The sequence below is a fragment of the Ruegeria sp. CDSA020 genome, from assembly GCF_059612345.1.
The window spans coordinates 67,620-80,274 of sequence record NZ_JBXWQK010000004.1 but is presented as its reverse complement, the minus strand read 5'-3'; the positions used below and the strand labels follow the sequence as shown (position 1 = coordinate 80,274).

General features: G+C 56.3%; 10 protein-coding genes. All 10 read right to left on the bottom strand.

The window, feature by feature from the left end; translation table 11 throughout:
- Window positions 1-46: 46 nt before the first annotated feature.
- The 10 genes from AC2FJW_RS07965 to AC2FJW_RS07920 all read right to left on the bottom strand — a co-directional run bounded on the left by AC2FJW_RS07965 (window position 47) and on the right by AC2FJW_RS07920 (window position 12,621).
- Entirely contained in the window at window positions 47-2,011 is a 1,965-nt protein-coding gene (locus tag AC2FJW_RS07965; protein WP_496749750.1) for a beta-galactosidase, read from the bottom strand.
- Window positions 2,008-3,654 carry an amino acid ABC transporter permease gene (locus AC2FJW_RS07960; protein WP_496749749.1) on the bottom strand — a complete coding sequence of 549 codons (1,647 nt, stop codon included), beginning with the start codon at window positions 3,652-3,654 and terminating at the stop codon, window positions 2,008-2,010. Before AC2FJW_RS07960 ends, AC2FJW_RS07965 begins: the two co-directional genes overlap by 4 nt.
- A 65-nt stretch (window positions 3,655-3,719) precedes the next feature.
- Window positions 3,720-4,469: a basic amino acid ABC transporter substrate-binding protein gene (locus tag AC2FJW_RS07955; RefSeq protein WP_142636138.1), complete on the bottom strand. Its 750-nt coding sequence runs from the start codon at window positions 4,467-4,469 to the stop codon at window positions 3,720-3,722.
- A gap of 22 nt (window positions 4,470-4,491) precedes the next feature.
- Window positions 4,492-5,538 carry a LacI family DNA-binding transcriptional regulator gene (locus AC2FJW_RS07950; protein WP_496749748.1) on the bottom strand — a complete coding sequence of 349 codons (1,047 nt, stop codon included), beginning with the start codon at window positions 5,536-5,538 and terminating at the stop codon, window positions 4,492-4,494.
- Window positions 5,538-6,290 carry a sugar phosphate isomerase/epimerase family protein gene (locus tag AC2FJW_RS07945; RefSeq protein ID WP_496749746.1) on the bottom strand — a complete coding sequence of 251 codons (753 nt, stop codon included), beginning with the start codon at window positions 6,288-6,290 and terminating at the stop codon, window positions 5,538-5,540. The genes AC2FJW_RS07950 and AC2FJW_RS07945 overlap by 1 nt, the downstream gene beginning before the upstream one ends.
- Window positions 6,291-6,374: 84 nt before the next feature.
- Window positions 6,375-7,457: an ABC transporter ATP-binding protein gene (locus AC2FJW_RS07940; RefSeq protein ID WP_496697111.1), complete on the bottom strand. Its 1,083-nt coding sequence runs from the start codon at window positions 7,455-7,457 to the stop codon at window positions 6,375-6,377.
- A 3-nt stretch (window positions 7,458-7,460) separates the two neighbouring features.
- On the bottom strand, window positions 7,461-9,116 hold the full coding sequence (locus AC2FJW_RS07935; RefSeq protein WP_496749745.1) for an alpha-amylase family glycosyl hydrolase: 1,656 nt from the start codon (window positions 9,114-9,116) through the stop codon (window positions 7,461-7,463).
- Window positions 9,117-9,125: 9 nt separating this feature from the next.
- Window positions 9,126-10,274, bottom strand: coding sequence for a carbohydrate ABC transporter permease (locus AC2FJW_RS07930; RefSeq protein ID WP_496749743.1), 1,149 nt, complete (start codon window positions 10,272-10,274; stop codon window positions 9,126-9,128).
- Between the two features lie 3 nt (window positions 10,275-10,277).
- Complete coding sequence (locus AC2FJW_RS07925) at window positions 10,278-11,285, bottom strand: carbohydrate ABC transporter permease (RefSeq protein ID WP_281995048.1); 1,008 nt, start codon at window positions 11,283-11,285, stop codon at window positions 10,278-10,280.
- Window positions 11,286-11,352: 67 nt separating this feature from the next.
- Complete coding sequence (locus AC2FJW_RS07920; protein WP_282021726.1) at window positions 11,353-12,621, bottom strand: ABC transporter substrate-binding protein; 1,269 nt, start codon at window positions 12,619-12,621, stop codon at window positions 11,353-11,355.
- Window positions 12,622-12,655 lie beyond the last annotated feature (34 nt).

Below are 12,655 nucleotides of genomic sequence, written 5' to 3'. Positions count from 1 at the left end.
GCAGAATTCATAGGTCCAGTTTGCAATCATGTCCGCAAGCTCTGGTTTACTTCCACTTCCAGACTGAGACACCATAGGATGGGATTTCTGAAGTACCAACAATATATTGCCGATTTTCGTCATCCGGCAGAACCTGTGCGGCAGCCCCGAAGTTGAACGCAAAGCCGAGGTCACCCCGCTGTGTAACACGAAGGTCCGGGCCACATTCCCGTATCGGAAGGCCCGCCCATGTCAGCGCTTTAATCAGGATCGCCCGTAGCAACGGCCCGTTGGGGATCATCGCCAGATACATAGCCCGGTCCGATTTCACAATCGCCGGACTGCCAGCCCTGTAAGCACTTACGAAATGCGCGATTACCTGATTTTCGGTCTCGATGACTTCCCGCCAGCCCTTAAAATCAAAGGTTCCGGTGCTCTCGAGGCTTACGGATTCATCCGCCAGATCCGGCAGGGATTCGACGCGTATGACTTTTATCCCTGCAAGATCGGCCAACTCACCGGGAGCGAGATTTTCAGGGGTCCACATGTCTACAGTCTTGCTGCCCGCACGGGCACCGATCAGCAATTTGGCCTGGCTGTGGTGCAATCTCTTTGCCAGATCGGGCGAGATGATCATGTTTTGCGGCAATACGATCAATGAATACCCTGTCAGATCATCATCGGGACCAACGAAATCCAGATCGACCCCCAATGCACGCAGGCCAGCATACCAAATCCGGAAAATCCCGGCATTCGGGAATGCGTCATCATGCGGCAGGATATCTGCAGCCCAAATGGATTCGTAATCCAACAGAATTGCCACAGCTGCATTCTGCCGGGTGACTTCCGGCAGGGCAGCACGCTCTTGTGCAACCTGAGCCAGTTCCAGCGCGGCCTGATCCGGGCTGCCATCCGATCGCAGAAGCGCCGTGTGGAATTGTTCCTGCGCGAACTTCGCCTGACGCCATCGGAAGAACATCACTGCCTGTGCACCGTGGGCAAAAGCGGCCCAAGTCCAAAGCCTGACCATCCCATCCGCAGGTGAGGGGTTCTTTTCGGCCCAGTCCACCGGACCGGGCTGTTGTTCCAGAACCCACATTCGGCCCCTGCCCTGGCTGCGATACAAATCGCAGTGAAACCCCTGATAGTCCGGCGCGCCTGTTCGCAAGTATCGACGTTTGTCTTCATCAGACAGTGACGATCCCAACAGGTTGCCCAGCGGATAGCTGTCAAAACCGACCACATCCAGATCCGCCGCAACAGCGTGATGGTCGAACTCAAAGCTGCCTGCCATGAAATTATGGGTAATATCGCGCCCCGGCGCAAACCTGCGCAGAATATCCGCCTGAGCACGATTGAAATCCCGCACCCGATCCGAAGAATAGCGGGCAAAATCCAGAGCATGGGTCGGGTTCGGGCTGGCCACCAAACTTATGGGCAGTTCGATCTGATCAAAATCGGAATAGAGCGACCCCCAAAACACTGTCCCCCATGTTCGGTTAAGCGCCTCAATCGTACCGTAGCGGTCTTGCAACCATCTGCGAAAACCGGTGCGAGCGGCATTGGAATAGCTCAGAACCGTATCGTGATCGTTATATTCATTGTCGATCTGCCAAGCACAAACAAATGGATTTTCGCCATATCGACGGGCATATTCCGTGGTGATCCGACGGGCCTCGGTCAGGTAGATATCGCTGGAAAAACAATAGTGTCGGCGCGACCCGAACCCACGCACCCGGCCATCCGGCCCCACTGGCAGAATCTCAGGGCAGTCATCCACTAGCCATTTCGGAGGTGCAGCCGTAGGCGTCGACATCATCACGCGCAAACCGGCATCGCCCAGAATTCCAATCACCTCGTCCAGCCAGCCCCATTCGAACCGGCCTCTTTCCGGCTCGATCAGGCCCCAGGTAAACTCAGCAATCCGAACCCAATCCAATCCCATATCGACCATGCGCTTAGCATCGTCGCGCCACTGCGATTTGTCCCATTGCTCGGGGTAATAGCAAACGCCCAGCTCAAGCCTGCTCATCGGTTTTCCCGTGCGCTGCGGCGTTCGATCCATTTGAGGAAACTAGCGCAACCAAGCGTCACCACGACATAGAGGATCGCCGCTGTGTTGAATGGCGCGAAGGGCAGAAAACTTGAGGCCTGAAATTCGCGCATGCGCTGAGTCATGTCGCGGACCGACAGGATGGACAGCAATGAGGTATCCTTGATCATCGCGATAAATTCATTGCCCAAAGGTGGCGTCACTATGCGCAATGCCTGTGGCAGGATAATAAGCCGGGCAGTTTGCCAGCGGGACAGCCCAAGCGAGCCGCCTGCTTCGATCTGACCTCGTGGGATGGCCTCAATCCCTGATCGGAAAATCTCGGCCATATAGGCCGAATACCCTATGGAAATGGCGATGATGCCGCGGGTCATGTTGGTCATGTCGATGCCGCCACCTGTGGCATCCTTGACCGCACCAGCAAGCGGCAAGCCGATATAGAGGATGATGACCAGCATTGGAATGCCGCGAATGGTATCGACAAAAAACTCGGCCCCTACAGCCAGCGGATGTAGCTTATGCTGTGCGCCTCCGACCGTCAGTGTCAGAAGCAAAAACCCAAAAACCGCAAAAGTCAGCGCCGGGTTACGAAACTTGTCTGGCAGAAAACTGGATTGCCAGATCACCGGATAGCCCTGCGTATGAACGCCAGCCGGAACAAAAGCACCAGATACGCTGTCGACGGTTGTAATCTGATCCAGTGCAGAGACGGCATCGGGGGCGCTGCGAATGCGATACTGTTGGCCTTCACCTCCGTCGAACTCTCCGAACCGGATCAAATCCGCCTGGGCCTGTGGCGTACCCCGAACAATGGCAATTCTTGCTTCAGTACTGCCAACCAGAACAAAGCTCACCTTTGGTTGCATAAAAAAGAACGCCGACACGGCCAATAGTGTCAGGCTGATGGACCCATAGACAACGGTTGTTCGAGCTTTGGGCTTGAAGGACTGCAAACCGACCCAGACCAGACCCATAATGGCCGCAAAGATATAGGCAAAGATCGCTGCACGGAACGTTATCGCGACCCCGGTCGCAAATTGCCAATGCGCCAGAAACATCAGGTAAAACAAAACCAGCCCGGTCAGCAGTTCGAGTCCAATCTGAACATAGGCTTTCATGGATCGTGGGAAACGGGCCGTCAGGGGGATCACCGCGACCACCATCGCAAACCCTACCAGCAGGGCCTGTAGTCTCATTTGCACCTTGGCGACGATCTCGGGGAACAAGACCCAAGGTTGCGAAGATCGGTCAATGAACTCAGACGTGTTTTCGCTGAGCGCATTAAAGAAGACGGATTCCGCAAAGGGCATCAGCATCTGAGGCTGGACAAGTCCAAGGATCGCCAACCCGGCCGAGGCCGGCATTGCCAAAGCCGCCGCAATCCTCAACCAGTTCGGCGCGATGGTTTGAAACCGGATGCGGCGCGCCGAGAGATAGGCCAATATGGCCACGGCCAGTATCAGAAGAAACCCAACAAAAATGGGCCCCGCATTTTCACCAATCCCCAAAATGGCAACCAATGACCTCAGATATTTCGAGGATGAGGCAAACAGGTAGATGATGAACGGGGCAGCGGCGAGCAAAACAAGATTACTCGGCCGGATCGAGCTTAGGCGGATCATGGCGTCCCTCGGGTTATGCTTGACCCGGCAGGTTTTCCCGCCGGGTCAGAAAGGGTTTCAACGGCTCAATCAGTGCCCCAGTATTTGGCAACCAATGCGTCCATCGTACCGTCTGCCTGAATGGCGGCCAGCCCTTCGTTTATGGCGTCAACGGTTGCGTCACCTTCCTGAAACACAATACCCAGTGGATCAGACTGAAGGCCTGTGATGCCTACAGCCAATTCCCCGGCAAATTCCTGTTCATATGCCGATGCCGAGGTTCCATCAATGATCACCCCCTGTACGTCAGCATTCTGCAAAGCCAGGATCGCTGCAGAGAAATTGTCATACAGGCTGACATTCTCGCGTCCGACCAGCTCTTCGGCCAGCTGGGCATTGGTGGTGCCGGTCTGCGCGGCCAGTTTCTGACCGCCTGCTTTGAAGTCATCCAACGTCATGTCGGCATTATCGACCTGCAGCAGGATGGCCTGGCTAACAATGATATAAGGCTCGGAAAAATCCATGTTTTCTTCGCGTTCAGGCGTGATCGAGACGCCCGAGATCACGAGGTCGAACTCTCCTTGCTGAAGCGCGGCGAAAATTCCGTCCCAGGCTGTATTCACGAAATTCGGAACGCAGTTCACCTTTTCGCAGATCGCATTCATCACATCGACGTCAAATCCCACAATCTGACCCGTGGACTCATCGACCGTTTCCATGGGCGGATAGGTGGCATCTGTTCCGATCTTAAGTACGCGCCCTTCAAGATCCGCTGCAAACACAGCAGGCGCGGCAAGCGCGGTCAGGGCGGCGGCGGCAAATAGGTTTCTTAACATCTCCGGTTACTCCTTTGTTGGTTCAGGTGTTTAGCGCCGCTTCTGGCGCGACTGTGTCAGGTTGCCGCTCGATCAAAATGGCCCTGATCTTTTTTTGTGTTTCGGACGGGTCAACCCCGTCCAAAGCCTTGAGCATATACTCACCCAGCAATCGACTGGTTTCCTCAATAGGGACGTAATAGGTGCTGGGCGGAGGGACAAAATATCGGCTAAGTTGCAGATCATCGGTCGAGATCACGGTCAGTTCGCGACCGACCTCAACACCCGCCGCATGGGCAGCAGAAAGCACACCCAGGGTCATGGCTTCGTTCGCGCAGATGATCGCGGTTGGCCTGTCGGATAGCCGCATCAAAACTTCAAAGGCATTAAACCCCGTTCGCGCGGTCGTAGGCCCGCTGAAGATCAGGGCCGGGTCAACGGCCAGACCGGACGCTCTGAACGCCTGGGCATAGCCCGTTCGACGTTGCGTCGCATAAACCAGGTCATCCGGCGGGTTCACCAGGGCAATCCGGCGATGCCCCAAGGCTAGCAGTCGTTGCGTTGCATCGTGACCTGCTGCCTGACTGTCGAAATCGACATAGGCATGTGATCTGCCGCTGTCGCTCATACCCATGGTGACAAAGGGGAAACCATTCTGTTGCAGATAGGCAATGCGCGGATCGGCGTGGCGCGTTCCCGAGAATATCACCCCGTCTGCCAAACCGTTCTGAACGATTTCCTTCAGCGTCGCCATCGTTCCCTGCAGGCCAGCCACGCTGTGAACGCCAAGTTCATAACGCGACCCCTTCAAAGCCCGTGAAATACCCGCGACAATGCGTGTGAATTCGACGCCTTCCCATTCTTCATCTGAATCAGGCGACACGCTGACCAGAACGCCGATGCGATAGGACTTTTTTGTCCGCAGCTTCAGCCCGTCCAGATTGACCCGGTATCCAAGCTGTTCGGCGGCGGACTGAATCTGCTGCCGCGTTTCTTTCTTGACGGTTTCGGCACCACGCAGCGCGTTCGAGACGGTTCCGACAGAAAACCCCGTCTGCTTTGCAATCGACTTGATCGTCGCGCGCGCCACTATGTCACCTCAACGCTGCGCATTCGCATCAACAGGTCATGTCCCGTCTGCAATGTTTGCGCGTGATCGGCGGTTTCATCATGTTCCACAAAAAGGTCAGCGCAGGGACTGTCAGCCAGAACACGCAGGACCAGAGGCCAGTCCACAACCCCCTGCCCCAGATTTCGCCAGCGCTCGTCGCCTTGTCCGGCCAATGGATCGACGTCTTTAGCATGGACGGAAACGATCCGGTCGGAATAACGGCTCAACAATGCAGCGGGGTCAGAAAGCGCCGAATATAGCCAACCGATATCCGGCTGCCATCCAACGGCCTCGTGCGACAGGACCATATCCAATGGCGAGCCCTGCCCAAGATCGACAAGGTCGAAATCGTGGTTATGATAGGCAAGGCGCACACCGTTGGCTGACAGGGCATCAGCCCATTCCGCCAACCGGCCCGACACTGCCTTCCACCCCTCGGCGGTGCCGGGCCGAGCCTTGGGCGACAGCCAAGGCATGACCGCCACAGGGCATTCCAAAGCTTCAAGCATTCTAAGAATGTCATCAAACCGGGTTTCAAATTCTTCCCAGTCAAAATGGGCCGATCGAACAGTGAAACCAGCCTGTCTAACCACATTGGTAACCTGCGTGGGGGTAAGATCGTGGAACCCAACCGTTTCAATATCGGTGAACCCGCAGGCACGCACCAAGTCAAGCTGGGCCGCCAAATCCCCAACCTGCCGGACTGTGTATAACTGCGCTGAAACTCGCATTTCCACGGTTCTACCACAAAATGAAACGTTTCAATCAAGTTGAAACAGCATCAGGGGTCTTGTCAAGAACCGTGTTGGAAAGGGTTATTTCCGCATGGAAACCCCCTGATGGAACAAATGAACCTTGTCAGGATTCGCAGAGACCATCACAGTCTTGCCCCGCATATTCTTCTGAACGCCCGGAAGCTTGGCAATAAGGGCATCCGTCCCATCCTCGACCGCGAAGTATAACAGCGTCACCTCGCCCAAAGCCTCGGTAAAGTCTACGACCCCTTCAAGGATTGGGTCGCTGTCCACGGACACAAAATCCTCGGGGCGGACGCCGATATTCACCTGCTTGCCTTCGTCTCCAGCCTCGGTTGGTACCGCTGATATCGCCGTGCCGCCACCGTCCAGCTTGACGACTGTCTGTGCGCCGGTCGCGGTAATGACCCCCGACATCAGGTTCATTGCTGGTGAACCGATGAATTGCGCGACAAACTCGTTGTCCGGCGTCTCATACAGCTCCAGCGGCGTGCCAACTTGGGCGATCCCTTTGTTGGCTAGCACAACGATACGGCTGGCCAGGGTCATCGCTTCGACCTGATCATGGGTGACATAGATCATCGTGCTGTCCGGCATCGCCTCTTTCAGACGGGCGATTTCGATCCGGGTGGCGACACGCAGCGCCGCGTCCAGGTTCGAAAGCGGTTCGTCGAACAGGTAAACCTTGGGGTCACGAACAATGGCGCGCCCGATTGCGACACGCTGACGCTGACCGCCGGATAGCGCTTTGGGCAACCGGTCCAGATAAGGTTCAAGCTGTAGGATGCGGGCCGCCCGATCGACCGCGGCGCCAACTTCAGCCGCCGGCATTTTGGCTATCTTCAGCGCAAAGGCCATGTTTTCGCGAACGGTCATATGTGGGTACAGCGCATAGCTTTGGAACACCATCGCGATGCCTCGCTGTGCTGGCGGCACATCGTTCATCACCTGCCCTTCAATCTCGAGCGTTCCGCCCGAGATCTTTTCCAACCCGGCGACCATGCGCAGCAAGGTGGATTTACCACAGCCCGAAGGCCCGACAAAAACGATCAACTCGCCCCGCTCAATCTCAAGATTGATGTTCTGAAGAACATCCACATTGCCATAGGTTTTGGCGACATCTGTGAGGTTTAGCTCTGACATGGTTTATTCCTTCTCCCTCAACAGCAGGCAGAATTGTGCAGCACCCAGAGACACTGTCCCCGTTCCCGCGACGCCGCCCAACTCTTCCCCGATCACGCACCAGTTCCCGTCTGGCAAGATTACTTCGGAACGTTCGGTACCGAGGTTAAATGCGCAGAACACCTCTTCTGCATGATCTTCACGCGTGAAAGTTAAAACGGTCCCGATCTGCGTCATGTTCTTTTGTGCCCCCAACATCAAAGCCGAATGGGCATGGCGGAATGCAATCGCACGACGATAATGGTGAAGCATAGATTCGGGCTCGGCCTCTGATCGATCCACGGCACGCTCGGCCTGAGGGTCACTGACAGGCAACCAAGGCTTGCCGGTGCTAAAGCCCGATTGTTCATCCTGCGCAGCCCAAACCATCGGCGTCCGGCATCCGTCGCGGCCCTTGAACTCGGGCCAGAATTCGACGCCATACGGGTCTTGCAGATCGTCAAAGGCCACGTCCGCCTCGGGCAGGCCCAACTCTTCGCCTTGATACAAGCAGGCCGAGCCGCGCAGGCACATCATCAAAACTGCATGCTGTCTGGCGGCTGCATCGTCCAGACGCCAACGCGACGCGTGACGTTCCACGTCATGGTTCGAAAATGCCCAGCAAGGCCAGGCATCACCTGCTTTGTCCTCGAGCTGATCAAATACCTGCTGTGCATAGCTGGCGGTCAAAGCGCGCTTTTCAAGGAACTCGAATGCATAGCACATGTGCATGCGCTTACTACCGCTGGTGTATTCGCCCATTATCTCAAGCCCACGCTGTGCGTCGCCCACCTCGCCCAGACAGGCGCGATCTTCATATTGATCGGTCAGGGCCCGCAGGCGTTCCAGAAAAGCAATGTTCTCGGGCTGGCTTTTGGAGAACAGGTGGTCCTGATGGTTATACGGATTCACCATCGGCGCGATTGAGGCATTGCGCTGATCCACGGGCAAGGCGGGATTGTCGCGCAGCGCCTTGTCGTGGAAATAGAAATTGATCGTATCCAGACGAAACCCATCGACACCCAGATCAAGCCAGAACCTTGCGACGTCCAGCAATGCGTCCTGCACATCCGGACAGTGAAAGTTCAGATCCGGCTGCGAGGTGAGGAAGTTGTGCAAATAATACTGCAAACGTCGCGAGTCCCACTGCCAGGCCGAACCCCCGAAAATCGACAACCAGTTGTTCGGCGGCGTACCGTCCGGTTTTGGATCGGCCCAGACATACCAGTCGGACTTGGCGTTTTCACGGCTGGCGCGGCTTTCGCTGAACCAGGGGTGCTGATCTGACGTATGCGACAGAACCAGATCAATCATCACCTTCAACCCCTGGGCATGGGCGTGATCCAGCAGGTCCCGAAAATCCTCCATCGTGCCGAACATCGGATCAACATCGCGATAGTCGCTGACGTCATATCCGAAATCCTTCATCGGAGATTTGAAGAAGGGCGAAATCCAGATCGCATCAACGCCCAGAGAGGCAATGTACCCCAATCGCTGGGTGATGCCTTTCAGATCTCCGATCCCGTCACCATTGCTGTCCTGAAAGCTGCGCGGATAGATCTGATAGATGACGCCACCACGCCACCAGTCAGCGGTCACCTTGGTTGCATTGGAAAGTTCTGCTGTGTTCTGCACGTTCATCAGACGCCTCTATTTGACGGACCCGGCCAGCAGGCCTCGGACCAGGTAATTTTGCATTGCGAAGAAGACAGCCAACGGCACAGCGATCGAGACGAAGGCCGCCGTGGCAAGGATTTCCCAGTTCCCACCGCGCGTGCCCAACAGCTCGACGATCCGGTTTGTCATCACTGTGGTCTGGCCGGACGCATCGATCAGGAACACTTTGGCAACCAGCAGATCATTCCAAGTCCAGAGAAATTGGAAGATGGCAAAAGACGCCAATGCCGGAAAGCTGAGTGGCAGGATCAGTTTGGTAAAGATCTGAAACTCGGTCGCGCCGTCAACACGTGCGTTTTCGATCAGATCGCGCGGCAGCCCGGCCATGTAGTTGCGCAACAGGTAGATGGCCAATGGCATCCCGAACCCGGTATGGGCCATCCAGACGCCCAGATAGCCTTTACCAATCCCGATACTCAGGTGAAATTTCAGCAAGGGGATCAGTGCCAGTTGCAGCGGCACCACCAACAGGCCAACAACCGCAGCGATCAACAGTGCCCGACCTGGGAAATCCATCCAAGCCAAGGCATAGGCGGCAAAGGCGGCCACTAGGATCGGAATGATCGTCGCTGGTATCGTGACGGTCAGCGTGTTGAAAAACGCCCGTCCCATACTGTCCGTGCTGTCTTCTGCCAACAGAACCTTGTGGTAATTGGCCAGGGTGAACTCGGGAGGGAGTTCCGCCGTCACAAAGACGCGCACGCCGCGACTGCCGGTGAACTCTTCGGTGTTTTCCATCCGGTACTTGCCGTCGGCATCCACCGTAATAGTACCACCCTTACGCAGTTCCGCGGTATCGCCCGGTACAAAATCATCGATCGCACGAGAACTGATGCCCCATTTCGAGATCGCCGCCTGCGTGCCGGTTTCAAACAGGTTGCCCTCGATCATGTAAACGCCGTTCTCCAGCACCTGAGTTTCCGGTGCGGCAGCGCGCAGGGTCAGGTTCTGCTCGGATGGGAACAGCGACCGCCACCAGCCGCTTGTGGCAATCTGGTCGGCAGTACGAAAGGATGAGATCAACAGCCCCAGCGTCGGCACCACCCAGAGCACGACCAGAAAAAGAACCGAGGCATGGACAGCCCAGCGAAGGGCGGGTTTGGTTCCTGCTATATCGCTCATGGCCTACTCCATCTCTTTACGCGCATTGCGCACATTCCAGACAAGGATCGGTGCCACCAGCAGCATGATCACCATGGCCGAGGCCGAGCCCACGCCCCAGTCATTGGCGCGAAACAGCTTGTCATACATGTAATTGGCCAGAACCTGCGTTTCCCACTGGCCGTTGGTCATGGCAAACACGATGTCAAAGACCTTGAGCACGGTGATGGTGATCGTGGTCCAGACCACCAGGATGGTGGTCTTGATCTGCGGCACTTTGATACGGAAGAAAATCTGGAACGGATTGGCCCCATCCAGAATGGCAGCTTCGATAGTTTCCTCGGGAATACCGCGCAGGGCGGCCGACAGGATAACCATGGCAAAACCGGTCTGAATCCAGACCAGCACGACCATAAGAAAAAAGCTGTTCCAGAAGGGAATGGTCAACCATGTCTGCGGCTCGACTCCTCCGAAAAAGATGTAAAGCGCGTTCAGCATCCCGATCTGGTCCTGCTCAACCGGACGGGTGTCATAGACCAGCTTCCAAATCACCGAGGCCCCCACGAACGAGATGGCCATCGGCATGAAAATCAGCGATTTGGCGATATTGCCCCAGCGGATACGGTCGGTCAGCTGCGCCACCAATAGGCCAAACGCTGTCGACATTGCAGGCACCACGATCAGCCATAACATGTTGTTGCGCATGGCTTCCCAGAATTTGGGCTCTTGCGCCATCTGGACATAGTTATCCAAGCCCACCCACTCGTACCCGCCGCCAGGAATGCGCTGCGTCAACGACAGGCGCAGCGTTTCCACCACCGGGTAAGCCAGATACAGGCTTAATGCAGCTAATGCGGGAAACAGGAACAGCCATGGGCGGATCATGCTCGCTCGGTTGATGTTGCGGCCTGCATTGGGACCGCGCGCAGGGAACAGAACTTTGTCCAGAAACTGATTAGACAGGTAGAAATAGCCCACACAGGCTGACACGCCGATTGCGATGGTCAGCAGGCCCTGAAATGCCGGATGCATGACGCCTCTCCCTTGTGACGGTTAGCTTGGGCAACCCGATGGTGCGGGTTGCCCAACCCCGGACGCCTTAGTCCAGCGCATCCCAGGATGACTGAATTTCATCCGCCACTTCTTGGGCAGAGGCACCGCCTGCATAATCAACCATTCCGGTCCAGAATGTTCCGGCTCCTACGCCGCCCGGCATCAGGTCAGAACCGTCAAACCGGAACGTCGTTGCACCAAGAAGAATGTCATTCATCTTTTTCAGCGTCGGATCCGAGAAGACCGAAGTATCTACCCCCTTATGCGGGGTCAGAAATCCGGTCAGCGCCATCCAGGTCTCATGCGCTTCAGGCGTTTGCAGATACTCGATCAGCGCATGTGCACCGGGACTGTCATTGGTGATTGCCCATAAAGTGCCCGCACCCAGAACCGGGCTGCCAAGGTCTTTGCTTTCATAGGCAGGGAAGTAGAAGAAATCCGCATCTTCCCCGACGATGGTGCCCTCTGGAAAGAATGCCGGAATGAATGAGGCCTGACGGTGCATGTAACACTGCGGAGGTGAGCTGAACATGCCTTTCGGGCTGTCGCGGAAATCCGTCGTTGCAACAGCACCGGCGCCCCCTGCGACATAGTCTTCATTGCGGGCAAAGGCCCCGAATTCCTCAATGGCCGCGACGACTTTTGGATCGTTGAACTTCAATTCATTGGCAACCCAAGCGTCGTAATCCGCGGGGGATTGTGTACGCAGCATCATATCCTCGACCCAGTCGGTCGCAGGCCAGCCAGTGGCCCCACCCGAACCCAGGCCAATACACCATGGCGTGCCGCCATCTGCCACAATCTGATCGGACAGAGCCTTCAGCTCTTCCATCGTGGTCGGCACCTCATATCCCGCATCCTCAAAATTCTCGGGCACAAACCACACAAGGGATTTCACATCGACCTTGTAGAAGAACCCATAAAGATGATCCTGACCGTCCGGCCCCGGATAGGTGCCGAGATCGACCCAGGATTGCCCGGCGGCATAGTTGTCGCGAATCCAGTCCCCTGACCCTTCTCCCAGTGGCGTCAGAAATCCGGATTTGGCCATATCCGCCGCCAACCCAGGTTGCGGGAAAACGGCAATATTCGGGGCCGATCCGGCCTCAGCATCAATACGGATTTGCGATTCAAAACTGTCCGAACCGACATAAGCGTATTCATGCCCGGTCGCCGCCGCAAACCCATCCAGAACCTTTTCGACATTCTCTTGGTCCGGCCCCAGCCACGGGCCGAATACGGTAACCTTGTCGGCCTGTGCGACGCCCCCGACCAGGGTAAATGCGGCAACGCCAGCATAAAGCGAGTGTTTCATGAATTTCTCCTCCCAACGATATCTCGCGCCTTAG

Coding starts and splice junctions, on each gene's coding strand:
- AC2FJW_RS07965 (WP_496749750.1), bottom strand. CDS start 2,011: ATGAGCAGGCTTGAGCTGGGCGTTTGCTATTACCCCGAGCAATGGGAC.
- AC2FJW_RS07960 (WP_496749749.1), bottom strand. CDS start 3,654: ATGATCCGCCTAAGCTCGATCCGGCCGAGTAATCTTGTTTTGCTCGCC.
- AC2FJW_RS07955 (WP_142636138.1), bottom strand. CDS start 4,469: ATGTTAAGAAACCTATTTGCCGCCGCCGCCCTGACCGCGCTTGCCGCG.
- AC2FJW_RS07945 (WP_496749746.1), bottom strand. CDS start 6,290: ATGCGAGTTTCAGCGCAGTTATACACAGTCCGGCAGGTTGGGGATTTG.
- AC2FJW_RS07940 (WP_496697111.1), bottom strand. CDS start 7,457: ATGTCAGAGCTAAACCTCACAGATGTCGCCAAAACCTATGGCAATGTG.
- AC2FJW_RS07935 (WP_496749745.1), bottom strand. CDS start 9,116: ATGAACGTGCAGAACACAGCAGAACTTTCCAATGCAACCAAGGTGACC.
- AC2FJW_RS07930 (WP_496749743.1), bottom strand. CDS start 10,274: ATGAGCGATATAGCAGGAACCAAACCCGCCCTTCGCTGGGCTGTCCAT.
- AC2FJW_RS07925 (WP_281995048.1), bottom strand. CDS start 11,285: ATGCATCCGGCATTTCAGGGCCTGCTGACCATCGCAATCGGCGTGTCA.
- AC2FJW_RS07920 (WP_282021726.1), bottom strand. CDS start 12,621: ATGAAACACTCGCTTTATGCTGGCGTTGCCGCATTTACCCTGGTCGGG.